Origin of the sequence: Bradyrhizobium sp. 76, from assembly GCF_023073025.1 — a bacterium.
Classification (GTDB): Bacteria; Pseudomonadota; Alphaproteobacteria; order Rhizobiales; family Xanthobacteraceae; genus Bradyrhizobium.
Genome location: NZ_JADPIS010000064.1, coordinates 56595 through 81626 on the forward strand (window position 1 = coordinate 56595; position 25032 = coordinate 81626).

Here is a 25032-nt window from a genome sequence, read left to right on the forward strand (position 1 = left end):
CGCCCTTCCCTGCAATCCAGACGAGCGGACGTGGTTAATCGCCGGAATCGTGCGATTTCGCTCCCGCGCACCCGCCCGCTACCATTTGTCACAAATTCCGCAACACCGTGGCGGGCTTTTTGTTCAACGCCAGCAGCGTGCCGGCGAGCCCGAGGCCAACCGTGACGACCAAGGCAGCCGCGACCACGCCGGCGGCGCTGCCGCCCTGCCAGACGAAAGTGAGGGTCATCAGCCGGGTCACGATCATCCAGGCCGCGACGCTGCCGGCGAAAACGCCGAACATTGCGGTGGCAAGCCCGATCAGGAGGTATTCGAGCGCATAGGCGCCGAGCAGCCGCAGCCGGGTCGCGCCGAGGGTCTTGAGGATCACCGCATCGTAGACCCGGTGGCGATGGCCGGCGGCGAGAGCGCCGCCCAACACCAGGATCGCCGAGATCAGGGTCACCGCGCTGGCGCCGCGGATCGCCAGCGCCAGGTTGGTCACGACCGAGCCGACCGTCTCCATCACCTCGCGCACGCGCACGCTCGTCACCATCGGATAGGCGTCAGCGACCTCCTTGATGATCTTGCCGTCGCCCGCCGCATCGCCGCCGGCTTCGGTCAGCGTCGCGATGTGGGTGTGCGGCGCGCCCTTGAAGGCGTTTGGCGAGAACACCAGGACGAAATTGATGCCGAGGCCCTGCCAGTCGATGCTGCGCAGATTGCTGATCTTCGCGGGGATGTCGCGGCCGAGGATATTGACCACGACCTCGTCGCCGAGCTTGAGCCCGAGTCCGTCCGCGATCTTCTTCTCCATCGAAACCAGCGGGGGGCCGGCATAATCGGCGCTCCACCACTCGCCCTCGACCACCTTGGAGCCTTTCGGCAGCTCGGCGGTATAGGTCAGGCCACGGTCGCTCTGCAGCACCCACTCGGAATCGGTGCTGGGCTTGAGCTCCTCGGCGCGGACGCCACGGGCTCCGACGATGCGCCCGCGCAGCATCGGGACGTCATCGACCGTCGCGCCAGGGGCGATCTGGCGCAGATATGAGTCGAACTGCTCGGCCTGCGTGCTCGGAATGTCGATGAAGAAGAACGATGGCGCGTGCTCGGGCAGTGCCGCCAGGAACTGCCGGCGCAGATTGCCGTCGATCTGGGTGATGGTGACGAGCACGGCGAGCCCGAGGCCAAGCGACAGGACGACCGAGGGCGTCAACGCGCCCGGCCGGTGGATGTTGGCGATCGCAAGTCGCAGCATTGGCCAGCGCGTGCGCGGCAGCCGCCGCGCGATCGTCATCAACAGCGCGGCAATGCCGCGCAGCAGCGCGAACACGACCACGGAGGAGGCCACGAACACGGCGGCGATGCGCTTGTCGAAGGACAGCCCGATCACGACCGCGATGAGCAGCGCGATCACGACAGCCATGAAAACGAGATAACTCCAGCGTGGCCGATGCCATTCCGAGCTGATGGTGTCGCGGAACAGGGCGGCCACCGGCACGTCGTGCACCCGCCCGAGCGGCCACAGGCCGAAGGCAAGCGCCGTGAGCAGCCCGTAGACGAACGACAGCGCGAGCTCGTCGGCATGCACCGCCGGCACCACCGGCAGCGGCAGTAGCTTGCCGAACAGGCCGACGATCGCGAAGGGCATGGCGGCGCCGAGCGCGAGGCCGATCGCCGAGCCGATCGCGGCGAGCAGGAGCACCTGGGCGAGATAGATGCCGAACACGTCGCGCCCGGTGGCGCCGACGGCCTTGAAGGCCGCGATCACCTCGAGCTTATGGTCGATATGGGCCTTGACGGCATTGGCGACGCCGACGCCACCGACCAGCAGCGCGGCGAGGCCGACCAGCGTCAGGAACTGCGTGAAGCGATTGATGTTGCGCTCGAGCTGTGGCGAGGCATTGGAGCGGCTGCGGACCTCCCAGCCGGCCTGCGGCGCGGCGTTGCGGGCGTCCGCGATGAAGGCGTCGGTGGCGCGCTCGCTATTGGCGATCTCCGGCAGCTTCACACGATAGACCCAGCGCACCAGGCTGCCGGGCTGGACCAGCCCCGTGGCGCGCAGGCCCGCTTCGCTGATCAGGAAACGCGGGCCGAAGCCGATGCCGCCGGCGAGCTTGTCGGGCTCGGCTTCGACGGCGCTGCGGATCTGGAACGTCGCAGCCCCGACGGTGACGCGATCGCCGGTCTTGAGCGACAGCCGCGCCAGCAGTGTCGGATCGGCGGCCGCGCCGAACGCGCCGTCGCGCTCCGCGAGCAGGTCGGACATCGGCAGCGGTGGCGCCAGCGTCAACTGGCCGAGCATCGGATAGGTGTCGTCGACGGCCTTCATCTCGACCAGCGCCAGCTTGCCCTCGGCCGAGCGCGCCATGCCGCGCAGTGTGGCGGCGCTCGAGACGGTGCCGCGCGAACGCAGGAAGGCGACTTCCTCCGGCTTCGCCTCGCGCTGAAACAGGACGAACGACACGTCGCCGCCCAGCAGCGTACGACCCTCGCGCGCGAGGCCGTCGCTCAGGCTCGCCGAGACCGAGCCGACGCCGGCGATCGCCATCACGCCGAGCGCGATGCAGGCGATGAAGACGTAGAAGCCGCGCAGGCCGCCGCGCAATTCGCGCAGCGCGTAGCGCAGCGACAGCGCGACGCCGTTGGGCTTCGTAAACGGTTCGGCAGCAGCGCTCATGCCGGCGCCGACTGCGTGTCGATGCGCCCGGAGCGCAGGCGGATCACGCGATCGCAGCGATGCGCGAGCGACGAATCGTGCGTGACCAGCACCAGCGTCATGCCGCGCTCGGCATGCTTGCTGAACAGGAGGTCGACGATCTGTTGTCCCGTGGCTTCGTCGAGATTGCCGGTCGGCTCGTCGGCAACGAGGATCGCGGGATCGGGTGCCAGCGCGCGGGCCAGCGCGACGCGCTGCTGCTCGCCGCCGGAGAGCTGCGTCGGATAATGATGCAGACGGTCGCCGAGCCCGACCGATTGCAACTCCTGCGCCGCGCGCTTGGCGGCGTCGGGATTGCCCGCAAGCTCGAGCGGCACTGCGACGTTCTCCAGCGCGGTCATGGTCGGGATCAGGTGGAAGGACTGGAAGACGATGCCGACCTGGCGGCCGCGGAAGCGGGCCAGCGCGTCCTCGTCGAGGGCATTGAAAGGCGTGCCGCTGACCACCACCTCTCCGCTATCAGGACGCTCCAGCCCCGCCATCACCATCAGCAGCGTGGATTTGCCCGAGCCTGACGGGCCGATCAGGCCGATCGTCTCGCTCCGGCCCACGCGCAAGCTGATATCCTTGAGAATGTGAACGCGTGCCGCGCCCGTACCCAATGACAGATTGACGTTGGAGATGGCGATGGTGTCCGCCGAACTGTCGGCGAGCGAAGAGGAAGAGATGCGAGTGTCCATGGTCCGGTCATATGGCAACTCCGCACGCGCGGTCGAGAGGCGTTACGGATTGTTCATGCACATAGCCGTGTTGATGTTCGCTTTGATGACGGTCGCAAATCCGGCGTGGGCTCCGGCATGGGCCGAGGCGGCGAAGCCGATCAAGCTGGTGGTTCTCGGCGATTCCTTGAGCGCCGGCCTCGGCCTCCCGGCCCAGCAAGCGTTCCCCACCAAGCTTCAAAAAGCTTTGCAAGACAAAGGCATAGTGGTCGACATGACCAATGCCGGGGTCTCCGGCGACACCTCCTCGGGGGGCCGTGACCGGCTCGACTGGTCGGTCCCCGACGGAACCGACGGTGTGGTCATCGAGCTCGGCGCCAACGATGCGCTGCGCGGCATCGATCCCGATTTGACGCGCGCCGCGCTGACCGAGATCGTCCAGCGCCTCAAGGCGCGCAAGATCGCGGTGATGCTGTGCGGCATGCTGGCGCCACCGAATTACGGCGCGGACTATGCCGCGCGCTTCAATTCGATTTATCCGGATCTGGCGAAAAAATTTGGCGTGCCGCTCTATCCGTTTTTTCTCGACGGTGTCGCGGCCGATGCCAAGCTCAACCAGGCCGACGGCATTCATCCGACCGCGGCCGGCGTCGACATCATCGTCAAGAATATCTTGCCCACGGTTGAGGCATTCATTGGCACGATAGCTGAGCAGCGGCGTTGAAAAGCAGGCAGCGCCGACCGTAAATCCCAGGGTTTTACCGGGGTGAGGCGCGCGATGCTTCGCAGAGTCACACAACTGCGATAGGAATTAAGGTACCGGTGATTCGTCGCCGGCTCTAAAATTTGGATATGATCCTGCCCTCGGATCATGCCCAAGCATCGGGAGTGCGAAACGATGCCGCGTTTGTTCACTGGTCTGGAAATTCCGGCCGAGATTGGCCAGTCGCTTTCCAATTTGCGGGGCGGCCTTCCCGGCGCCCGCTGGATCGATCCCGAGAATTACCACGTCACCCTGCGCTTCATCGGCAATATCGACGGCATGTCCGCCAACGAAATCGCCTCGATGCTGTTTCGCGTCGATCGCAAGCCGTTCGAGGTGAAGGTGCAGGGTTTGCAGAGTTTCGGCGGACGCAAGCCGCGCGCGGTGGTCGCCACCATCGTGCCGAGCAAGCCGCTGATGGAATTGCAGGCCGAGCTCGAGCGCCTGATGCAACGGATCGGCCTCGACCCGGAAGGCCGCAAGTTCATCCCGCATGTCACGCTGGCCCGGCTGCACGACGCCACCGACCGTGACGTCGCCGATTATCTCTCGCTGCGCGGCTATTTTCCCAGCAAGGCGTTCACGGCCGAGCGTTTTGTTTTGTTCTCGTCCCGCGCCTCAACCGGCGGCGGCCCGTATGTGGTCGAGGACGCGTACGAGCTGTGTGAGTAGCGAAGCTCTCGTGCCCCGGACGCTGCGCAGCGCGAAGCGGTGCGCTGCAGAGCCGGGGCCCATCGCTCTACGATCGATGTACCAAATGGTGGGTCCCGGCTCTGCGCAGCAGCGTTGCACGCTGGAGCGCGTCCGGGACACCGAACGCATAGCGCCCCGCCCCAATTCACGGCTTGCAATTTCCGCTCATCTCTGGCGGTAAAGAGCATGCTCTCGACCCCCAGTTCCTCATTCCGCGAGGCCTATCAGGCCCAGATCGCGTCCGGCGCGATCGAGCCCGATGCTGCGCAGGCCGATATTGCCGACGCCTATGCGGCGCTCGACCAGCGGCTCGCCGATTACAAGCCGGCGCGCAAGCAGGGCCTGCTCAGCCGCCTGTTCAGCAGCGACAAGGACGAGGCGCCCCACGGACTCTACGTCCATGGCGAGGTCGGTCGCGGCAAGACCATGCTGATGGATCTGTTCTTCCAGCACTCGACCGTCGAGCACAAGCGGCGCGCGCATTTCCACGAATTCATGGCCGAGGTGCACGAGCGCATCTACGATTTTCGCCAGGGCATCGCGCGCGGCGAGATCGCCGATGGCGACGTCATCGCGCTGACCGCGCATGCGATCTTCGAGGAGAGCTGGCTGCTCTGTTTCGACGAATTCCACGTCACCGACATCGCGGACGCGATGATCCTCGGCCGCCTGTTCGCAAAGCTGCTGGAGCTCGGCACCGTCGTGGTCGCGACCTCCAACGTCGCGCCTGACGACCTCTACAAGGGCGGTCTGAATCGTTCGCTGTTCCTGCCCTTCATCAGGCAGATCACCGACCACATGGACGTGCTGCGGCTCGACGCGCGCACCGACTTCCGGCTGGAAAAGCTTCAGGGCGTGCCGATGTGGCTGACGCCGGCGGACACTGAGGCGGACGCCGCGCTCGACCGCGCCTGGTCGAAGATGTCAGGCGGCGCCAAATGCAAGTCGCGCGATATTTCGATCAAGGGCCGCATCCTGCACGTGCCGTGCTCGGCCCACGGCGTGGCGCGCTTCGCGTTCGCCGATCTCTGCGAGAAGCCGCTCGGGGCATCGGACTATCTCAGGCTGGCGCACGATTATCACACCATCCTGGTCGACCATATTCCAGTGATGGATTTCTCCCAGCGCAACGCCGCCAAGCGCTTCATCACGCTGATCGACACGCTCTATGACAATGCCGTGAAGCTGATGGCCTCGGCCGATGCCAACCCGATCTCGCTCTATCTTGCCAACGAGGGCAACGAGGCCAACGAGTTCAAGCGCACCGCCTCGCGCCTGATCGAAATGAGCTCGGAATCCTATCTGGCGCTGCCCCACGGCCGCAAGGATTCCACCGCCAGCGGCTCGACCAAAGGTTTGGTTGAGACGTAAAGGGCTTGGGCGAGACTTAAGTCCTATTTGCCAGCGCTGTCATTCCGGGGTCGGCGCTTCCCAAGCCCCGGAATGACGAGGTTGCGCTCGAATACGCGGCAAGCCCGACAATTGGGCAAGCCGTGACTTGAACGGGGGAGGCGAAAGGGATAACCACCCGTCTCAGTTTTCCCCTCCTTACGTGTCTAAAGGACAGGCTCACATGGCGCGCGACAAAATTGCTTTGATTGGCTCCGGTCAGATCGGCGGAACGCTGGCTCATCTCATCGGCCTGAAAGAGCTGGGCGACGTGGTGATGTTCGACATCGCCGAGGGCGTGCCGCAGGGCAAGGCGCTCGACATCGCGCAGTCCTCGCCGGTCGACGGCTTTGACGCACACTACACCGGCGCCAACTCCTACGAGGCGCTCGACAACGCAAAAGTTTGCATCGTCACCGCCGGCGTGCCGCGCAAGCCCGGCATGAGCCGCGACGACCTCCTCTCCATCAACCTCAAGGTCATGGAGCAGGTCGGCGCGGGCATCAAGAAGTACGCCCCCGACGCCTTCGTCATCTGCATCACCAACCCGCTCGACGCGATGGTCTGGGCGCTGCAGAAGGCTAGCGGCCTGCCGCACAAGAAGGTCGTCGGCATGGCCGGCGTGCTGGATTCGTCGCGCTTCCGCTACTTCCTGGCCGACGAGTTCAACGTTTCGGTCGAAGACGTCACCGCCTTCGTACTGGGCGGCCATGGCGACACCATGGTGCCGCTGGTAAAATACTCCACCGTCGCCGGCATCCCGCTGCCCGATCTCGTCAAGATGGGCTGGACCTCCCAGGCGCGCCTCGACGAGATCGTCGACCGCACCCGCAACGGCGGCGCCGAGATCGTCAATCTGCTCAAGACCGGCTCGGCCTTCTACGCGCCGGCGGCTTCCGCGATCGCGATGGCCGAGAGCTATCTGCGTGACAAGAAGCGCGTGCTGGCCTCGGCCGCCTACCTGAACGGCGAATACGGCGTGAAGGACATGTATGTCGGTGTGCCCGTCGTGATCGGCTCCAAGGGCGTCGAGCGCGTCGTCGAGATCGAGCTCGTCGGCAAGGACCGCGAAGCCTTCGACAAGTCGGTCGGCGCGGTGCAGGGTCTGGTTGACGCCTGCAAGAAGATCGCACCGGACCTTCTGGGCCGCTAAGGTCAGATATTCCGCCGAAGACCGAAGCCCGGTCTTCGGCGGTTTCATTTCCGGGGTTCCGCCAAACCTTGTTTAAGGTTGGGGCGGGTCCTGGTCCGCAAGTCCAGAGATCGATGTCAGAGAATCCGGGTTGCAGTTCCTGTGGTATATGGTATGCCAGCCACAAGACTGAGGTGGGCCTACGAGGTCACCGCCCGCGGGTTCAGGGAGCGACCATATGAATATCCATGAATATCAGGCCAAAGCGCTGCTGAACGAGTTCGGCGTCGCGATCTCCAAGGGCGTTCCGGTCCTGAAGGCGGCCGACGCGGACGCAGCGGCAAAGGCACTTCCGGGCCCGGTCTGGGTCGTGAAGAGCCAGATCCACGCCGGCGGCCGCGGCAAGGGCAAGTTCAAGGAAGCCTCGGCCGGCGACAAGGGCGGCGTCCGCATCGCCAAGTCGGCCGCGGAAGTTTCCGAATTCGCCAAGCAGATGCTCGGCGCAACGCTCGTCACCATCCAGACCGGACCCGCCGGCAAGCAGGTCAACCGCCTCTACATCGAGGACGGCTCCGACATCGACAAGGAATTCTACCTCTCGATCCTGGTCGACCGCGAGACCTCCCGCGTCTCCTTCGTGGTGTCGACCGAGGGCGGCGTCAACATCGAGGACGTCGCGCACAACAGCCCTGAGAAGATCGTGACCTTCTCGATCGATCCCGCGACCGGCATCATGGGCCATCACGGCCGCACCGTCGCGAACGCGCTGAAACTCTCCGGCGATCTCGCCAAGCAGGCCGAGAAGCTCACCGCGCAGCTCTACGCGGCCTTCGTCGCCAAGGACATGTCGATGCTGGAGATCAACCCGCTGGTCGTGACCAAGCAGGGTCAGCTCCGCGTGCTCGACGCCAAGGTGTCGTTCGACGACAACGCCCTGTTCCGTCACCCCGAGGTGCTCGCGCTGCGCGACGAGACCGAGGAAGACGCCAAGGAAATCGAGGCGTCGAAATACGACCTCAACTACGTCACCCTCGACGGCAATATCGGCTGCATGGTCAACGGCGCCGGCCTCGCGATGGCGACGATGGACATCATCAAGCTCTACGGCATGGCGCCGGCGAACTTCCTCGACGTCGGCGGCAGCGCCAGCAAGGAAAAGGTCGCGGCCGCCTTCAAGATCATCACTGCGGATCCCAACGTGAAGGGCATTCTGGTCAACATCTTCGGTGGCATCATGAAGTGCGACGTGATCGCCGAGGGCGTCACCGCCGCCGTCCGTGAAGTCGGCCTCAGCGTGCCGCTGGTGGTTCGCCTCGAAGGCACCAATGTCGAGCTGGGCAAGAAGATCATCCGTGAATCCGGCCTGAACGTGGTGCCGGCCGACAATCTCGACGACGCCGCGCAGAAGATCGTGAAGGCCGTCAAGGGAGGCTGAGGCCATGACCCAGGACCATCTCGCTGCATCATCCCCGCTGCCGGAGCACGCGCGTCTTGCCGCGTTCGCCGGTGAATGGAATGGCGAAGAGGTGGTCTTTCCGTCGCGCTGGACGGAGGGCGGAACGGCGACTTCTCGCGTCGTGGCCCACATGGATCTCAATGGCTTCTACCTGATCCAAGACTCGGTCCAGACCCGCGACGGCAAGCAGAGCTTCGCCACCCACGGCATCTTCACCTTCGACCGCGAAGACCGGACCTACAAATTGTTCTGGTACGATTCGCTCGGCTACACGCCGCCCTCGCCCGCCTCCGGCGGGTGGGTCGGCAAGACCCTGACGCTGGTGCGCGGCTCGCTCCGCGGCAATGCGCGCCACGTCTATGAAATCATCGACGACGATTCCTATTCGTTGAAGATCCAGTTCTCGCCGGACGCGGAAGGCTGGGCCGACGTGCTCACCGGCGTCTACCGCCGCATCCACTGACCTCTCACTCGTTAGTTTCGCGAAAGCAGACCTCATGTCCATCCTGATCGACAAGAACACCAAGGTCATCTGCCAGGGCTTTACCGGCAAGAACGGCACCTTCCATTCGGAGGCCGCGATTGCCTACGGCACCAAGATGGTCGGCGGCACTTCGCCCGGCAAAGGCGGCGCGACGCATCTGGGCCTGCCGGTGTTCGACACCGTGCGCGAGGCGCGTGAGAAGACCGGCGCCGACGCATCGGTGATCTATGTGCCGCCGCCGGGCGCGGCCGACGCGATTTGCGAAGCCATCGACGCCGAGATCCCGCTGATCGTCTGCATCACGGAAGGTATCCCGGTCATCGACATGGTCCGGGTGAAGCGTTCGCTGGCCGGCTCCAAGTCGCGCCTGATCGGGCCGAACTGCCCGGGTGTCATGACCGCCGGCGAGTGCAAGATCGGCATCATGCCGGCCAACATTTTCAAGACCGGCAGCGTCGGCATCGTCTCCCGCTCCGGCACCCTGACCTACGAAGCCGTGTTCCAGACCACCCAGGAAGGCCTCGGCCAGACCACGGCGGTCGGCATTGGCGGCGACCCGGTCAAGGGAACCGAGTTCATCGACGTGCTGGAAATGCTGCTCGGCGATCCCAAGACCGAGTCGATCATCATGATCGGCGAGATCGGCGGTTCCGCCGAGGAGGACGCCGCCCAGTTCCTTAAGGACGAGGCCAAGCGCGGCCGCAAGAAGCCGATGGTCGGTTTCATTGCCGGTGTCACGGCCCCTCCCGGCCGTCGCATGGGGCACGCCGGTGCGATCATTTCGGGTGGCAAGGGCGACGCCGGTTCCAAGACGGACGCGATGAAATCGGCTGGAATTACAGTGTCGCCGTCTCCCGCTCGCCTCGGCCACACGCTTGCCGAAAAATTGAAAGCTTGATTCACACCTTCGTAATTTTCCGGGCGAAGTTTCGCAGCAAATAGGGTAAATGGTGCCTGTCGCGCTGGTCCTCTGCCGGGGAGCCCAGCGCCAGCGCCGTTTGTTATGCGCGAACCGAAATCGCCAGGAACTCAAGCATGTCTCGCCAAGACGCGAACGCAGCCTTTGCCCTCTCCTCCTTTTTGCAGGGCACCAACGCCACCTACATCGACGAAATCTACGCCCGCTACGAGAAGGACCCGTCCTCGGTGGATGCCGAGTGGCAGGACTTCTTCAAGAGCCTCAACGACCAGCCGGGTGACATCAGCAAGAACGCCCAAGGCCCGTCCTGGGAGCGCGCCAACTGGCCGCTGACCCCGCAGGACGATCTGACCTCCGCGCTCGACGGCAATTGGGCGGAAGTCGAGAAGACGGTCGGCGCCAAGATCGCCGCCAAGGCGCAGGCCAAGGGTGGCGACAAGGCCGGCGGCCTTTCCTCCGCCGACCTGCTCCAGGCCACCCGCGACTCCGTCCGCGCGCTGATGCTGATCCGCTCCTACCGCATGCGCGGCCACTTCCACGCCAAGCTCGATCCGCTCGGCATCGAAGCCCAGCGCAATCGCGAAGAGCTCGACCCGCGGACCTACGGCTTCAGCGAAGCCGATTTCGACCGCAAGATCTTCCTCGACCATGTGCTCGGTCTCGAATACGCCAGCTTGCGCGAAATCACCGCGATCTGCGAGCGCACCTACTGCCAGACGCTCGGCGTCGAGTTCATGCACATTACGAACGCGGCGCAGAAGGCGTGGATCCAGGAGCGCATCGAGGGGCCGGACAAGGAAATCTCCTTCACCCGCGAAGGCCGCCGCGCCATCCTGATGAAGCTGGTCGAAGCCGAAGGCTTCGAGAAGTTCTGCGACACCAAGTTCACCGGCACCAAGCGCTTCGGCCTGGACGGTGCTGAATCGCTGATCCCCGCGCTCGAGCAGATCATCAAGCGCGGCGGCAATCTCGGCGTGAAGGAGGTCGTGCTGGGGATGCCGCATCGCGGCCGCCTCAACGTGCTGACCCAGGTGATGGGCAAGCCGCATCGCGCGCTGTTCCACGAGTTCAAGGGCGGTTCGGCCAATCCTGATGCGGTCGAAGGCTCGGGCGACGTCAAGTATCACCTCGGTGCGTCCTCGGACCGCGAGTTCGACGGCAACCGCATCCATCTGTCGCTGACCGCCAACCCCTCGCATCTCGAGATCGTCGATCCCGTCGTGCTTGGAAAAGTCCGCGCCAAGCAGGACCAGCACGGCGATCCGCCGGATATGCGCATCTCGGTGATGCCGCTGTTAATGCATGGCGACGCAGCGTTCGCCGGCCAAGGCGTGGTCGCGGAATGCTTCGGCCTGTCGGACCTGAAGGGCTACCGCACCGGCGGCTCCGTGCACTTCATCGTCAACAACCAGATCGGCTTCACCACGTATCCGCGTTATTCCCGTTCGTCGCCTTACCCGTCCGACGTGGCGAAGATGATCGATGCGCCGATCTTCCACGTCAACGGCGACGATCCGGAAGCCGTCGTGTTCGCGGCCAAGGTCGCGACCGAGTTCCGGCAGAAATTCCACAAGCCCGTCGTCATCGACATGTTCTGCTACCGCAGGCATGGCCATAACGAGGGCGACGAGCCGGCTTTCACCCAGCCGGTGATGTACAAGAAGATCGCGGCCCATCCCTCGACGCTCGAGCTCTACGCCCGCCGTCTCATCAGTGAAGGTGTGCTGACCGAGGGCGAGGTCGAGAAAGCCAAGGCCGACTGGCGCGCGCGGCTCGATGCCGAGCTCGAAGCCGGCTCCGGCTACAAGCCCAACAAGGCCGACTGGCTCGACGGCAAATGGGCCGGCTTCAAGATCGCCGATCAGGAAGAAGATGCGCGGCGTGGCGTCACCGGCGTCGACATCACCGCACTGAAGGACATCGGTCGCAAGATCACCAAGGTGCCGGATGGTTTCCGCGTCCACCGCACCATCCAGCGCTTCCTCGAAAACCGCGCCAAGGCGATCGACGGCGGCACGGGCATCGACTGGGCGACCGGCGAGGCGCTGGCGTTCTGCACGCTGCTCAACGAGAACCACCATGTCCGCCTGTCCGGACAGGATTCGGAGCGCGGCACCTTCTCGCAGCGCCACTCGGTCCTGATCGACCAGGAAGACGAGAGCCGCTACACGCCGTTCAACCATCTCGGTCACGAGCAGGGCCATTACGAGGTCATCAACTCGCTGCTGTCGGAAGAAGCCGTGCTCGGCTTCGAATACGGCTATTCGCTCGCCGAGCCGAACACGTTGACCCTGTGGGAAGCGCAGTTCGGCGACTTCGCCAACGGCGCGCAGGTCGTGTTCGACCAGTTCATCTCCTCGGGTGAGCGCAAATGGCTGCGCATGTCCGGCCTCGTCTGCCTCCTGCCGCATGGCTATGAAGGCCAGGGGCCGGAGCACTCCTCGGCGCGTCTGGAGCGTTATCTCCAGATGTGCGCGGAAGACAACATGCAGGTGGTCTATCCGACCACGCCGGCGAACTACTTCCACGTGCTGCGCCGGCAGCTCCACCGCGAGATCCGCAAGCCGCTGATCGTGATGACGCCGAAGTCGCTGCTGCGTCACAAGCGGGCGGTGTCGCGTCTCGAGGAGCTCGCGAAGGGAACGACCTTCCACCGCATCCTCTATGACGACGCCCAGATGCTGCCGAGCGAAGCGATCAAGCTCGTCCCCGACGAGAAGATCCGCCGCATCGTGCTCTGCTCGGGCAAGGTCTATTACGACCTCTACGAGGAGCGCGAGAAGCGCGGGATGGACGACATCTATCTGATGCGCGTCGAGCAGCTCTATCCGGTGCCGCTGAAGGCGCTGGTGGCCGAGCTGTCGCGCTTCAAGAAGGCCGAAGTGGTGTGGTGCCAGGAAGAGCCCCGCAACATGGGTGCCTGGCACTTCATCGAGCCCTATCTGGAATGGGTGCTGAACCAGGTGAACGGTGCGAGCCGGCGTCCGCGTTATGTCGGCCGCGCCGCCTCCGCCGCGACCGCGACCGGTCTGATGTCGAAGCATCAGGCCCAGTTGAAGGCGTTCCTGGACGAAGCATTGAGCTGAGAAGTTTTTTAGGACGCTGTCATCGCCCGCCTTGTGCGCAATTGCGCACTGGGACGGGCGATCCAGTACGCCGTGACGGCCGTGATGACCACGAACGCCGCGGAGTACTGGATGCCCCGCCTTCGCGGGGCATGACACCTGTGAAATTCCCGACCGCATTGGCGATCTCCTTAAGGAAAAGACCATGACTGAAATTCGTGTGCCGACCCTCGGCGAATCCGTCACCGAGGCCACCATCGGCCGCTGGTTCAAGAAGGCCGGCGATCCCGTCGCCGTCGACGAGCCCCTGGTGGAGCTCGAGACCGACAAGGTGACCATCGAAGTCCCGGCGCCCTCCGCCGGCACGCTGAGCGAGATCATCGCCGCCGATGGCGCCACCGTCGCGGTCGGCGCGCTGCTTGGCCAGATTACCGAAGGTGCCGCCGGCGCTGCCAAGCCGGCTGCCGCTGCGCCCGCAAAGCCCGCGGCTGCCGCTCCTGCTGCCGCCGCTGCGGCTGCTCCCGCTGCGGCGAAGGCGCCGCCGGCGGATGCGCCGCTCGCCCCGTCCGTGCGCAAGCTCTCGGCCGAGACCGGCGTCGACGCCTCGACCGTTCCCGGCTCCGGCAAGGACGGCCGCGTCACCAAGGGCGACATGCTCGCCGCGATCGAGCGTGCGGCCTCGGCGCCGACCCCGGTCAACCAGCCGGCTGCTGCGGTTCAGGTCCGCGCACCCTCGCCGGCCGATGACGCCGCCCGCGAAGAGCGCGTCAAGATGACCCGGCTGCGCCAGACTATCGCGCGCCGCCTCAAGGACGTGCAGAACACCGCCGCCATGCTCACGACCTTCAACGAGGTCGACATGACCAACGTCATGGCGCTGCGCGCCCACTACAAGGATGCGTTCGAGAAGAAGCATGGATCGAAGCTCGGCTTCATGGGCTTCTTCACCAAGGCCGTCGTGCAGGGGCTGAAGGATATTCCGGCCGTCAACGCCGAGATCGATGGCACCGATCTGATCTACAAGAACTACTATCACATCGGCGTCGCCGTCGGCACCGACAAGGGCCTCGTCGTGCCCGTGGTGCGCGACTGCGACAACAAGTCGATCGCCGACATCGAAAAGGGCATCGCCGATTTCGGTCGCCGCGCCCGTGACGGCCAGCTCAAGATCGACGAGATGCAGGGCGGCACCTTCACCATCACCAACGGCGGCATCTACGGCTCGCTGATGTCGACCCCGATCCTGAACGCGCCGCAGTCCGGCATTCTCGGCATGCACAAGATCCAGGAGCGGCCGATGGTCGTCGGCGGCAAGATCGAGGTCCGCCCGATGATGTATCTGGCGCTGTCCTACGATCACCGCGTCATCGACGGCAAGGAAGCCGTGACCTTCCTGGTTCGCGTCAAGGAGAGCCTGGAAGATCCGGCGCGTCTGGTGCTCGATCTCTGATCCCTGATGCTCTGCGAGCGCCGTCGCCTTTCGCGACGGCGCGTGTCGAACCATGGAGGCGCGCGTGACCGATAAAGTCGTTGTCATCACCGGCGGCAGCCGCGGCATTGGCCGCGCGACCGCGATTGCGGCGGCCGCGCGCGGCTTCCGAATCGTCGTCGGCTATGCCAGCAACAAGACGGCCGCCGACGAGGTGGTCGCGGAGATCGCGGCCAGCAACGGCAAGGCCATCGCGGTGAAATGCGACGTGGCCGAGGAAAGCGACATCCTTGCGTTGTTCAAGGCCGCGGACGCGTTCGGCACGCTCGGCGCGCTGGTCAACAATGGCGGTATCGTCGGAACCAGCGGCGTGCGCGTCGACGAGATGTCGGCCGAGCGCATCCAGCGCGTGATGGCGGTCAACGTCACCGGCTCCATCCTCTGCGCGCGCGAAGCGGTGAAGCGGATGTCGACCAGGCACGGCGGCCAGGGCGGCGTCATCGTCAATCTGTCATCGGTTGCCGCCAAGCTCGGCGCGCCGAACACCTATGTCGACTATGCCGCGTCCAAGGGCGCGATCGATTCCTTCACCGTCGGCCTCGGCTATGAGGTTGCCGGCGAGGGCATTCGCGTCGCGGGCATCCGGCCCGGCCTGATCGACACCGAAATCCACGCTGCAGGCGGTGAGCCCGACCGCGCCCATCGTCTGGCCCATATGGTGCCGATGAAGCGCGTCGGTACTGCCGATGAAGTCGCCAATGCCATCGTCTGGCTGATGTCGGACGAGGCCTCCTACGTCACCTCAGCCATTCTCGATGTGTCCGGCGGACGCTGACGCGCCGCGCGGACGCCGACACATCCCTCAACGCTAGACTTACGGGACTTTCTCTCATGGCATACGATCTCGTCGTCATCGGCACCGGACCGGGCGGTTATGTCTGCGCGGTGCGTGCAGCGCAGCTCGGCATGAAAGTCGCCGTGGTCGAAAAGAACGCGACGCTCGGCGGTACCTGCCTCAATGTCGGCTGCATGCCGTCCAAGGCGCTGCTGCACGCCTCCGAAATGTTCGAGGAGGCCGGGCATTCCTTCGCCAAGATGGGCGTCAGCGTCTCCGCGCCGAAGCTCGATCTGCCTGCGATGATGAACTTCAAGCAGCAGGGCATCGACGGCAACGTCAAGGGCGTCGAGTTCCTGATGAAGAAGAACAAGATCGACGTGCTCAAGGGCGCCGGCAAGATCCTCGGCACCGGCAAGGTCGAAGTCTCCGCCGACGGCAAGTCGCAGGTGATCGAAACCAAGAGCATCGTGATCGCGACCGGCTCGGACATCGCGCGCCTCAAGGGCATCGAGATCGACGAAACGCGCATCGTGTCGTCGACCGGCGCGCTGTCGCTGGACAAGGTCCCCGGCAAGCTGCTGATCGTCGGCGCCGGCGTGATCGGGCTCGAGCTCGGCTCGGTCTGGCACCGTCTCGGCGCCGAAGTCGTCGTCGTCGAATTCCTCGACCGTATCCTGCCCGGCATGGACGGCGAGATCGCCAAGCAATTCCAGCGCATCCTGGAGAAGCAGGGCTTTGCCTTCAAGCTGGGTGCCAAGGTCACGGGCGTGGACACCTCCGGCAAGACGCTGAAGGCGACGGTCGAGCCCGCCGCGGGCGGCGCTGCCGAGACGTTGGAAGCCGACGTCGTTCTCGTCTGTATCGGTCGTGTGCCGTACACGGAGGGGCTGGGCCTGAAGGAAGCCGGCGTGGCGCTCGACAATCGCGGCCGCGTGCAGATCGATCCGCACTTCGCCACCAGCGTGAAGGGCGTCTATGCCATCGGCGACGTCGTCGCGGGCCCGATGCTCGCGCACAAGGCCGAGGATGAAGGCGTCGCTGTTGCCGAGATCATCGCCGGGCAGGCCGGCCACGTGAACTACGATGTTATCCCAGGCGTCGTGTATACCACGCCGGAAGTATCCTCCGTCGGCAAGACCGAGGAGGAGCTGAAGCAGGCGGGCGTGGCCTATACCGTCGGAAAGTTTCCCTTTACCGCCAACGGCCGCTCCAAGGTCAACCAGACCACCGACGGCTTTGTGAAGATTCTCGCAGATGCGAAGACCGATCGCGTGCTCGGCGTGCACATTATCGGCCGCGAAGCCGGCGAAATGATCCATGAGGCGGCCGTTCTCATGGAGTTTGGCGGCAGCGCGGAGGATCTCGCGCGCACCTGCCACGCGCACCCGACCCGCTCGGAGGCCATCAAGGAAGCCGCGCTTGCAGTCGGCAAGCGGGCCATCCATATGTAGGTCGCGCCCAGCGCCGAATCGGGCGGGAAACACATGCTACGCCGCCTGCTTCAACCGGTCTGGGTCCTGCTTGCGATCATCTTCCTGATCGAAGCCTGGCTGTGGGACCATCTCGAACCGATCGTTGCGCGCGTTGTCGCAATTGTTCCGCTCGCGCGGTTCAAGCAATGGCTGTCGGACCGCGTCGATGCGCTGTCGCCGGCGATGACGCTGATCGTGTTCGCCGTGCCCATCATCCCGCTGTTTCCGCTCAAGCTGGTCGGCCTGTGGCTGCTCACGCACGAATATTGGACCAGCGCGGTCTTCACCATCGTGTTCGCAAAGCTGCTCGGGGTCGGCGTCACCGCCTTCGTGTTCGACGTGACGCGCGACAAGCTGATGGAGATGGCCTGGTTCGAGCGGCTCTATGATCTGGTGCTGAAGCTGCGTGCCAAGGCCGCCGAGCTGGTCGATCCGGTCAAGCGGCGCATCCGCGAGCTGATCGCCGGCAACGGCGAAGGCTGGTCCTCCCGCACGCTCCGCCTGATCCAGCGCTTTCGCAAGAGCGTGCACGAAGCGCGGTGAGTGTCGCCACTTGTTCAGTGTCATTGCCCGCGAAGGCGGGCAATCCAGTATTCCAGAGACAGTGAGGCTAGAATCGAGAGGCCGCGGCGTACTGGATGCCCCGCCTTCGCGGAGCATAACAGCGGAGTATGTGGCCTCATCCCCTCAATGCAAATGCACTAGATGCGGCAACCACAGACCGAGCCCGGTCATGATGAGCCCACCGATCGTCAGCAGGCCCGCGATCCAGGCGAGCGGCAGCATGCCGGTGATGATTGTGGCTGAGGCCAGCACGATGCCGATCTGGAAGGCGGCGGACGCCAGCTCGAAGTGATGATATTTCGCAGTCGCCTCGTCGCGCTCATGCTCGGCGTGCTTGGCCTTTTCGGCCAACTGCTCGGTGCCTTCGCCGGTCTCCGGCTCGGAGCGGTAGCGCTGCGCGGTCTTCTGCCAGTCCTCGATCTGCTTCTGAGCCGCGGCCTTGGTGGCCTCGTCGGTCGCGGCGCCGAACGTCAGCTTGCCCTGCTCGGCCGCGGTCTGCACCACCGTGCGGCGGATGCTCTTGGCCTGGAAGAAGGCCCAGAGGTTGGAAGCCTCGACGTTCTTGCTGATCGATTCGGTCTGGGCGCCCTTGCCGAGCGTCTCCGAGATCGCCAGGAAAAGCGCCAGAACGGCGATCAGGAGCGCGATCTTCTTGTTCGAGCCGGACGCGTGTTCGGCGTGCTCGGCATGCTCCATGCTTTCATGTGCGCTCATAAATCCCTCCTGGCTCGGTTCCCACGATTGACCGAACCGCGGGCGCCGCGCAAGAGGCATGCGCGCCGAGAGGCTTGCTATGACAGCTTCATGTCAGCATCACCGCCGAGGATGCGCGCTGGCATAGACTTCCAGCAGCCGCTCGGCATCGATGCCGGTATAGATCTGCGTGGTCGAGAGCGAGGCATGGCCGAGCAATTCCTGGATCGCGCGCAAATCGCCGCCGCGTGACAGCAGATGCGTCGCGAAGGAATGGCGGAGCGCGTGCGGCGTGGCGCTGTCGGGCAGGCCGAGCGCGCCGCGCAGCCGCTCCATCGCGAGCTGGATGATGCGCGGGCTCAAGGGCCCGCCGCGCGCGCCGACGAAGATCGGGCCTTCGGCCGGCAGCGGATACGGGCACATCGCGACATATTCTTGCACCAGCTCGAGCACGTTCTGGAGCACCGGCACCATGCGGGTCTTGTTGCCTTTGCCAGTTACGATCAGCACGTCGCCCTCGCCGGGACGCGGCACCTCGCGGCGCGTCAGCCCCAGCGCTTCGGAGATGCGCAGGCCCGAGCCGTAGAGGAGAGCCATCACCGCGGCATCGCGCGCCAAAATCCAGCTCTCGCGATCCTCGCCGGCGCGCTCGTCGGCGTCCGCAAGACGTTTGGCCGACGCCATCGGCAGCGGCTTTGGCAGGCTCTTGGCGACTTTCGGCGCGCGGATCGCCGAGAGCGCCCCGACCTTGCCTTTGCCTTCGCGTTCGAGGAAGCGGCCGAACGAGCGCAGGCCCGCGAGTGCGCGCATCAGCGAGCGCCCGGCAATATCGTCGGCACGGCGCATCGCCATGAAGGCCCTTATATCGGTGGCCTCCAGCGCAGCGAACCGCTTCAGCGTCACCCGCTCGCCCCAATGGCCGCAGAGGAAATTCAGGCACTGCCGCAAATCGCGGGCATAGGCTTCCAGCGTCTTCGGCGACAGCCGCCGCTCCGCGCCGAGATGCGACAGCCAGCGCGTCATCTCCTGCGCGATACCAGGATCGGCGCTGGCGAGCTCGATTTGGGGGGCGGCCGCTTTGCTCATGCGCTCTGGACGTTGTGATTCCACTCAGTATATCGCATCACACTCGTTTATCGTTCGCTAAGGTCGCCTCCGGGCGCTAGCCTTGAAGCTCCGGGTTCCGATTCCCCCTCCATGGATCACACGTCGCGCAGCAACGCCGTCTCCGCCAACGCGACCCGCATGGTCGACGTGCTGGTGCCGGTCGCGCTCGACCAGACCTATTCCTACAAGGTGCCGCGTGGGATGGAGCTGAAGGCGGGCGATATCATCGGCGTGCCGCTCGGCCCGCGCGAGGTGCTCGCCGTGGTCTGGGCCGAAAACGCCAATCCGGATCCGCGCTTGCACAACCGCCTCAAGGAGGTCAGCGAAAAGCTCGACATCCCGCCGCTGAAGCCCGAGTTGCGTGCGGTCGTGGACTGGATCGCCAATTACACGCTGAGCCCGCGCGGCATGGTGCTGCGCATGTGCCTGCGGATGGGCGAGAACCTCGGCCCCGAGCGGGTGCGTGCCGGCGTCCGCCTGGTCGGCGATCCGCCAAAACGTCTGACGCCGGCGCGGCAGCGCCTGATCGAGGTGCTGTCGGACCGGCTGCTGCACGGCAAGTCGGAAGCCGCCAAGGAGGCCGGCGTTTCGGCCGGCGTGATCGACGGCCTCGTCGACGAAGGCACGCTCACGGTCGAGCCGATGCCGCCGGCTCCGCCGCCGCCCGCACCCGATCCGGATTTCAGCCGGCCGGAGTTTTCGCCGCTCCAGCGCGCCGGGGTCGATGCCATGCGCGCGCTCGCGGCCAACGGCAGCTTTCACGTCGCGCTGCTCGATGGCGTCACCGGCTCGGGCAAGACCGAGGTTTACTTCGAAGCCGTGGCCGAGGCGATCCGACGCGGAAAGCAATCGCTGATCCTGATGCCGGAGATCGCGCTCACCGGCCAGTTCCTCGACCGCTTCGCGCAGCGTTTTGGCGTGCGTCCTCTGGAATGGCATTCCGAGCTGACGCCGCGTACCCGCGCGCGCAATTGGGCGGCGATCTCCGAGGGCAGCGCGCCGGTCGTGGTCGGCGCGCGCTCGGCGCTGTTTCTGCCCTACGCAAATCTCGGCCTCATCGTGGTCGATGAAGAGCACGACCAGGCCTACAAGCAGGACGAGGGCGTGCATTATCACGCCCGCGACATGGCGGTGGTGCGCGCGCATATCGCAAAGGTCCCGATCGTGCTGGCGTCGGCGACGCCGTCGGTCGAATCCGAGGTCAATGCGCGCAAGAACCGCTATCAGCGCATCGCGCTGCCGTCGCGCTTCGGCGGCCAGCACATGCCGCATATCGAGGCCATCGACATGCGCCGCGAGCCGCCGGCGCGCGGCCGCTTCATCTCGCCGCGGCTGGCGTCCGAGATCAGGACCGCGATCGAGCGGCGCGAGCAGGCGCTCTTGTTCCTCAATCGCCGCGGCTATGCGCCGTTGACGCTGTGCCGCGCCTGTGGCCATCGCTTCGCCTGCACCATCTGCGACGCCTGGCTGGTCGATCATCGCTTCCGCCAGCGCCTCGTCTGTCACCATTGCGGTTTCTCGATGCCGCGCCCGCAAACCTGCCCGCATTGCGCGGCGGAGGAATCGCTGGTCGCGGTCGGGCCCGGTGTCGAGCGCTTGCAGGAGGAGGCGGCGGCGCTGTTCCCGGAGGCGCGCACCATGGTGCTGTCGAGCGATCTCATCACCTCGATCGAGACGATGCGCTCGGAACTCAATGACATTGCGGAGGGCCGCGTCGACGTCATCATCGGCACCCAGCTCGTCGCCAAGGGCCACAATTTCCCGCGGCTCAATCTCGTCGGCGTGGTCGATGCGGATCTCGGCCTGTCCAATGGCGATCCGCGCGCCTCGGAACGCACCTGGCAATTGCTCAACCAGGTGATCGGCCGTGCCGGCCGCGAGCAGGGCCGCGGCGTCGGCTATCTCCAGACCCACCAGCCCGATCATCCCGTGATGAAGGCGCTGATCGCCTGCGACCGCGAAGCCTTCTACGACAGCGAGATCGATTTGCGCGAACGCACGCTCTATCCGCCGTTCGGGCGGCTCGCGAGCCTGATCATTTCCGCCGGCGACCGGCCGAGCGCCGAAGGCTTTGGCCGCCACCTCGTCGCGCTCGCGCCGCGCGATGAGCGCGTGGTGGTGCTGGGCCCGGCGGAAGCCCCGCTCGCGGTCATCAAGGGCCGCTACCGCTTCCGCATTCTGGTGAAATCCGCGCGCGGCTTCGACCTGTCGGATTATCTGCGCAACTGGCTTGCCGCATGCCCGAAGCCGAAGGGCAATCAAAAGCTCGAAGTCGACGTCGATCCGCAGAGCTTTTTGTAGGCCACCGCTCTCGCCCCGTCGCTGCGCTCCTCGCAATGACGGCGGAGGAACAAACAAAAAGCCCGCCGTCCCCCAAGACGGCGGGCTTGTTTCACGCGTCGCGCGTCTTAGGAGACGACTTCCGCGGTGACGCGGCCGACGCCGGCGCCGGTGAGGCCGATGGCGCGGGCAGCGCCCGTGGAGAGGTCGAGGACACGGCCGCGAATGAACGGGCCACGGTCGTTGATGGTGACGATGACGCTGGAGCCGCCATGGGTGACCCGCAGCTTGGTGCCGAACGGCAGCGAACGGTGCGCCGCGGTCATGGCGTTCTGGTTGAAGCGCTGGCCCGAGGCGGTCCTGCTGCCGGACTCGTTGCCGTAAAAGGAAGCCATGCCGGAGAAGGAACGTCCGGTGCCCTGCGACGGCGTCATCGACGCATTGGCGTTACGCCAATCGGAGGTCGTGTTGGCGTCGTTCTGGGCGTGGTGGCGGTGATGATGGTGGGAATACCGATGGTGATGGCGGGATTTGGCGGAAGCTTCGGTGGCAGTTCCACCGATGAGAAGAGTTGCGGCAACAAAGGCGATCGCCGTACGCGGCCGGGTCACAGAGCCCAGCGTCTTCAAACAAAGCATATATTGGTCCCTAAGCTAGTATTGCCACATATGTGGCAAGTGGAGCCCCCGTAAGTTTGCGAGCGGGACCGCGTTTCGATTCCTAATGAGGCGTGAATTGGGCAGTAAATCCGTTCTGTGTCTTCATGTAATATCTTGTTACCGGCGGGGATATTCGGCCGATATTCCGTAATCTTGGATTTTAACGATCCATTAACCTCTATATTACTTACAAATACTGTAAAACGAAGTCATCGCTTCCCGCATTTAGAATTGGGTAAGTATTCGGCGAGTGAAGCGAATGTGCCAGGAATCACGCCTCAGCGATCCGTGTTCATGGCCGCTATGCGCTGAGGGCAGGAACAAATCGCCGGCCTCGGCTCATGGGCTGGCTTAAGCGCTGTGGCAATTCCGCGGCGTGGCAGGTCATCGCCGCGTCCTCGTGGACTGCGACGAACTGGCGACAGAACGTCATGCCTTTAATTTGGCGTCATGTTGCACGTGCGCGCCTGCTATGTTAGCAAAGCCGCGATTTTAACGAGCCCGGCACTTCCGTGCGGGGTCGAAAATCGAAGTCCCGCTTGAATTCCAAGGGCTTGGATCGCTAGGCGCCGCTTTGTGGCGACGGTTTTTCCCTTGCGAGTTTGACAGCAAAAAGAGCACGTCTGTGGCTGCAGAAGATACGTCCGTTTCCGGTGTGTCGGGCCGTTATGCAACGGCCTTGTTTGAACTGGCCCGCGACCAGAAAGTGGTCGACGAGGTCAAAGCCGATCTCGAGAAATTCGAGGGCATGCTCAACGAAAGCGCCGATCTGAAGCGCCTCGTTCGCAGCCCGGTTTTCGCGGCCGACGCCCAGTCCAGGGCCCTCTCGGCCGTGCTGGACAAGGCAGGCATCGTCGGCATCTCCGCCAATTTCCTGAAAGTGCTGACCGCCAACCGCCGCCTGTTCGCGGTGGCTGACGTCATCCGCGCCTATCGCGCCCTGGTCGCCAAATTCAAGGGCGAGGCCACGGCCGACGTCACCGTGGCGGAGGCGCTCTCGGACAAGAATCTCGACGCCCTCAAGGTTGCCCTGAAGTCGGTGACCGGCAAGGACGTCGCGCTCAACGTGAAGGTCGATCCCTCGATCATCGGTGGCCTCGTGGTCAAGCTTGGCAGCCGGATGATCGATAGCTCGCTTCGCACCAAACTCAATTCGATCAAGCACGCGATGAAAGAGGCAGGCTGATGGACATCCGCGCCGCGGAAATTTCCGCGATCCTCAAGGACCAGATCAAGAATTTCGGCCAGGAAGCTGAAGTCTCCGAAGTCGGACAGGTGCTGTCCGTCGGCGACGGTATCGCCCGCGTTTACGGTCTGGATAACGTCCAGGCCGGTGAAATGGTCGAGTTCGAGAACGGCACCCGCGGCATGGCGCTGAACCTCGAAACCGACAACGTCGGTATCGTTATTTTCGGCGCCGACCGCGAGATCAAGGAAGGTCAGACCGTCAAGCGCACCCGCGCCATCGTGGACGCGCCGGTCGGCAAGGGCCTGCTCGGCCGCGTCGTCGACGCGCTCGGCAACCCCATCGACGGCAAGGGCCCGATCCAGGCCGACAAGCGCATGCGCGTCGACGTCAAGGCGCCCGGCATCATTCCGCGCAAGTCCGTGAACGAGCCGATGGCGACCGGCCTCAAGGCGATCGATGCCCTGATCCCGATCGGCCGCGGCCAGCGCGAGCTGATCATCGGTGACCGTCAGACCGGCAAGACCGCGATCGCGCTCGACACCATCCTCAACCAGAAGCCGCTCAACGCGCAGCCGGACGAGAACATCAAGCTGTATTGCGTCTACGTCGCGATCGGCCAGAAGCGCTCGACCGTTGCCCAGTTCGTGAAGGTGCTGGAAGAGCAGGGCGCGCTGGAATATTCGATCATCGTCGCCGCCACCGCGTCCGATCCGGCGCCGATGCAGTACATCGCGCCGTTCACCGGCTGCACCATGGGCGAGTACTTCCGCGACAACGGCATGCACGCCGTCATCATCTATGACGATTTGTCCAAGCAGGCCGTCGCCTACCGCCAGATGTCGCTCCTGCTGCGCCGCCCGCCGGGCCGCGAAGCCTATCCGGGCGACGTGTTCTATCTGCATTCCCGCCTGCTCGAGCGCGCGGCGAAGCTGAACAAGGACCAGGGCTCGGGCTCGCTGACGGCGCTGCCGGTCATCGAAACCCAGGCCAACGACGTGTCGGCCTACATTCCGACCAACGTCATCTCGATCACGGACGGCCAGATCTTCCTGGAAACCGACCTGTTCTTCCAGGGCATCCGCCCCGCGGTGAACGTCGGTCTGTCGGTGTCGCGCGTCGGTTCCTCGGCGCAGACCAAGGCCACCAAGAAGGTCGCCGGCAAGATCAAGGGCGAGCTGGCGCAGTACCGCGAAATGGCGGCGTTCGCGCAGTTCGGCTCCGATCTCGACGCCTCGACCCAGCGCCTGCTTAACCGCGGCTCGCGTCTCACCGAGCTGCTGAAGCAGCCGCAGTTCGCGCCACTGAAGATGGAAGAGCAGGTCTGCGTGATCTGGGCCGGCACCAACGGCTATCTCGATCCGCTTCCGGTCAACAAGGTGCGTGCGTTCGAGGACGGTCTGTTGTCGCTGCTGCGCGGCAAGAATGTCGAGATCCTCAACGCGATCCGCGACAGTCGCGATCTCTCCGACGACACCGCCGCCAAGCTGAAGTCGGTGGTCGAAGGTTTCGCCAAGAGCTTCGCATAAGAGAACGGTCGCAAGGC

At 64.8% G+C, this 25032-nt stretch carries 20 protein-coding genes; 15 read left to right on the forward strand and 5 right to left on the reverse strand.

Going from position 1 to position 25032, the window contains the following annotated elements:
• Window positions 1-88: 88 nt before the first annotated feature.
• Window positions 89-2659, reverse strand: coding sequence for an FtsX-like permease family protein (locus IVB48_RS15330; RefSeq protein ID WP_247400628.1), 2571 nt, complete (start codon window positions 2657-2659; stop codon window positions 89-91).
• Entirely contained in the window at window positions 2656-3378 is a 723-nt protein-coding gene (locus tag IVB48_RS15335; protein WP_007604314.1) for an ABC transporter ATP-binding protein, read from the reverse strand. The genes IVB48_RS15330 and IVB48_RS15335 overlap by 4 nt, the downstream gene beginning before the upstream one ends.
• Window positions 3379-3433: 55 nt before the next feature.
• Between IVB48_RS15335 and IVB48_RS15340 the strand changes: the two genes are divergently transcribed.
• From IVB48_RS15340 to IVB48_RS15395, 12 genes are all read left to right on the forward strand, one after another.
• Window positions 3434-4081 carry an arylesterase gene (locus IVB48_RS15340; RefSeq protein ID WP_247400660.1) on the forward strand — a complete coding sequence of 216 codons (648 nt, stop codon included), beginning with the start codon at window positions 3434-3436 and terminating at the stop codon, window positions 4079-4081.
• A 174-nt stretch (window positions 4082-4255) separates the two neighbouring features.
• On the forward strand, window positions 4256-4792 hold the full coding sequence (gene thpR / locus IVB48_RS15345; RefSeq protein WP_007598862.1) for an RNA 2',3'-cyclic phosphodiesterase: 537 nt from the start codon (window positions 4256-4258) through the stop codon (window positions 4790-4792).
• Between the two features lie 207 nt (window positions 4793-4999).
• On the forward strand, window positions 5000-6184 hold the full coding sequence (zapE, locus tag IVB48_RS15350) for a cell division protein ZapE (protein ID WP_247400629.1): 1185 nt from the start codon (window positions 5000-5002) through the stop codon (window positions 6182-6184).
• Window positions 6185-6386: 202 nt separating this feature from the next.
• Entirely contained in the window at window positions 6387-7355 is a 969-nt protein-coding gene (gene mdh, locus IVB48_RS15355) for a malate dehydrogenase (protein ID WP_007598869.1), read from the forward strand.
• A 217-nt stretch (window positions 7356-7572) separates the two neighbouring features.
• The gene (gene sucC, locus IVB48_RS15360; protein ID WP_007604323.1) at window positions 7573-8769 is read left to right on the forward strand and encodes an ADP-forming succinate--CoA ligase subunit beta; all 1197 of its coding nucleotides are present in this window, start codon (window positions 7573-7575) and stop codon (window positions 8767-8769) included.
• Between the two features lie 4 nt (window positions 8770-8773).
• Window positions 8774-9253, forward strand: coding sequence for a DUF1579 family protein (locus IVB48_RS15365; protein WP_007604324.1), 480 nt, complete (start codon window positions 8774-8776; stop codon window positions 9251-9253).
• 34 nt (window positions 9254-9287) lie between these two features.
• Window positions 9288-10172, forward strand: a complete 885-nt coding sequence (sucD, locus tag IVB48_RS15370) for a succinate--CoA ligase subunit alpha (protein WP_007604325.1) — start codon at window positions 9288-9290, stop codon at window positions 10170-10172.
• A 137-nt stretch (window positions 10173-10309) separates the two neighbouring features.
• On the forward strand, window positions 10310-13279 hold the full coding sequence (locus tag IVB48_RS15375; RefSeq protein WP_027566402.1) for a 2-oxoglutarate dehydrogenase E1 component: 2970 nt from the start codon (window positions 10310-10312) through the stop codon (window positions 13277-13279).
• Window positions 13280-13463: 184 nt separating this feature from the next.
• Entirely contained in the window at window positions 13464-14708 is a 1245-nt protein-coding gene (gene odhB / locus IVB48_RS15380) for a 2-oxoglutarate dehydrogenase complex dihydrolipoyllysine-residue succinyltransferase (protein WP_247284919.1), read from the forward strand.
• 64 nt (window positions 14709-14772) lie between these two features.
• Window positions 14773-15522, forward strand: coding sequence for an SDR family oxidoreductase (locus IVB48_RS15385; protein WP_247400630.1), 750 nt, complete (start codon window positions 14773-14775; stop codon window positions 15520-15522).
• 56 nt (window positions 15523-15578) lie between these two features.
• On the forward strand, window positions 15579-16976 hold the full coding sequence (lpdA, locus tag IVB48_RS15390; protein ID WP_247358169.1) for a dihydrolipoyl dehydrogenase: 1398 nt from the start codon (window positions 15579-15581) through the stop codon (window positions 16974-16976).
• A 33-nt stretch (window positions 16977-17009) separates the two neighbouring features.
• Window positions 17010-17540 (forward strand): hypothetical protein, encoded by a 531-nt coding sequence (locus tag IVB48_RS15395; RefSeq protein ID WP_027566406.1) that lies wholly within the window; start codon window positions 17010-17012, stop codon window positions 17538-17540.
• 144 nt (window positions 17541-17684) lie between these two features.
• On the opposite strand, the gene IVB48_RS15400 is transcribed toward IVB48_RS15395, so the two are convergent.
• Window positions 17685-18275 (reverse strand): DUF4337 domain-containing protein, encoded by a 591-nt coding sequence (locus IVB48_RS15400; RefSeq protein ID WP_027566407.1) that lies wholly within the window; start codon window positions 18273-18275, stop codon window positions 17685-17687.
• Window positions 18276-18374: 99 nt separating this feature from the next.
• Window positions 18375-19340, reverse strand: a complete 966-nt coding sequence (locus IVB48_RS15405) for a tyrosine recombinase XerC (protein WP_247400631.1) — start codon at window positions 19338-19340, stop codon at window positions 18375-18377.
• A gap of 111 nt (window positions 19341-19451) precedes the next feature.
• On the opposite strand from IVB48_RS15405, the gene IVB48_RS15410 reads away from it, so the two are divergent.
• The gene (locus IVB48_RS15410; protein ID WP_247400632.1) at window positions 19452-21662 is read left to right on the forward strand and encodes a primosomal protein N'; all 2211 of its coding nucleotides are present in this window, start codon (window positions 19452-19454) and stop codon (window positions 21660-21662) included.
• A 107-nt stretch (window positions 21663-21769) separates the two neighbouring features.
• Here the strand turns inward: IVB48_RS15410 and IVB48_RS15415 are convergent, their stop codons facing one another.
• On the reverse strand, window positions 21770-22279 hold the full coding sequence (locus IVB48_RS15415) for a septal ring lytic transglycosylase RlpA family protein (RefSeq protein WP_027566411.1): 510 nt from the start codon (window positions 22277-22279) through the stop codon (window positions 21770-21772).
• Window positions 22280-22925: 646 nt separating this feature from the next.
• Here IVB48_RS15415 and IVB48_RS15420 point away from each other — a divergent pair.
• Together IVB48_RS15420 and atpA are read left to right on the forward strand one after the other, a co-directional pair.
• Entirely contained in the window at window positions 22926-23486 is a 561-nt protein-coding gene (locus IVB48_RS15420) for a F0F1 ATP synthase subunit delta (RefSeq protein ID WP_247400633.1), read from the forward strand.
• Window positions 23486-25015, forward strand: a complete 1530-nt coding sequence (gene atpA / locus IVB48_RS15425; protein WP_007604342.1) for a F0F1 ATP synthase subunit alpha — start codon at window positions 23486-23488, stop codon at window positions 25013-25015. Before IVB48_RS15420 ends, atpA begins: the two co-directional genes overlap by 1 nt.
• The last annotated feature ends 17 nt before the right edge of the window (window positions 25016-25032 follow it).

Bases quoted from the DNA above. Each gene is read 5' to 3' on its own strand.
- IVB48_RS15410 (WP_247400632.1), top strand. From the start codon at position 19,452: ATGGATCACACGTCGCGCAGCAACGCCGTCTCCGCCAACGCGACCCGC.
- mdh (WP_007598869.1), top strand. From the start codon at position 6,387: ATGGCGCGCGACAAAATTGCTTTGATTGGCTCCGGTCAGATCGGCGGA.
- IVB48_RS15415 (WP_027566411.1), bottom strand. From the start codon at position 22,279: ATGCTTTGTTTGAAGACGCTGGGCTCTGTGACCCGGCCGCGTACGGCG.
- atpA (WP_007604342.1), top strand. From the start codon at position 23,486: ATGGACATCCGCGCCGCGGAAATTTCCGCGATCCTCAAGGACCAGATC.
- IVB48_RS15335 (WP_007604314.1), bottom strand. From the start codon at position 3,378: ATGGACACTCGCATCTCTTCCTCTTCGCTCGCCGACAGTTCGGCGGAC.
- odhB (WP_247284919.1), top strand. From the start codon at position 13,464: ATGACTGAAATTCGTGTGCCGACCCTCGGCGAATCCGTCACCGAGGCC.
- IVB48_RS15340 (WP_247400660.1), top strand. From the start codon at position 3,434: ATGCACATAGCCGTGTTGATGTTCGCTTTGATGACGGTCGCAAATCCG.
- IVB48_RS15395 (WP_027566406.1), top strand. From the start codon at position 17,010: ATGCTACGCCGCCTGCTTCAACCGGTCTGGGTCCTGCTTGCGATCATC.
- sucD (WP_007604325.1), top strand. From the start codon at position 9,288: ATGTCCATCCTGATCGACAAGAACACCAAGGTCATCTGCCAGGGCTTT.
- IVB48_RS15365 (WP_007604324.1), top strand. From the start codon at position 8,774: ATGACCCAGGACCATCTCGCTGCATCATCCCCGCTGCCGGAGCACGCG.
- lpdA (WP_247358169.1), top strand. From the start codon at position 15,579: ATGGCATACGATCTCGTCGTCATCGGCACCGGACCGGGCGGTTATGTC.
- IVB48_RS15375 (WP_027566402.1), top strand. From the start codon at position 10,310: ATGTCTCGCCAAGACGCGAACGCAGCCTTTGCCCTCTCCTCCTTTTTG.
- sucC (WP_007604323.1), top strand. From the start codon at position 7,573: ATGAATATCCATGAATATCAGGCCAAAGCGCTGCTGAACGAGTTCGGC.
- zapE (WP_247400629.1), top strand. From the start codon at position 5,000: ATGCTCTCGACCCCCAGTTCCTCATTCCGCGAGGCCTATCAGGCCCAG.
- IVB48_RS15405 (WP_247400631.1), bottom strand. From the start codon at position 19,340: ATGAGCAAAGCGGCCGCCCCCCAAATCGAGCTCGCCAGCGCCGATCCT.
- thpR (WP_007598862.1), top strand. From the start codon at position 4,256: ATGCCGCGTTTGTTCACTGGTCTGGAAATTCCGGCCGAGATTGGCCAG.
- IVB48_RS15400 (WP_027566407.1), bottom strand. From the start codon at position 18,275: ATGAGCGCACATGAAAGCATGGAGCATGCCGAGCACGCCGAACACGCG.
- IVB48_RS15330 (WP_247400628.1), bottom strand. From the start codon at position 2,659: ATGAGCGCTGCTGCCGAACCGTTTACGAAGCCCAACGGCGTCGCGCTG.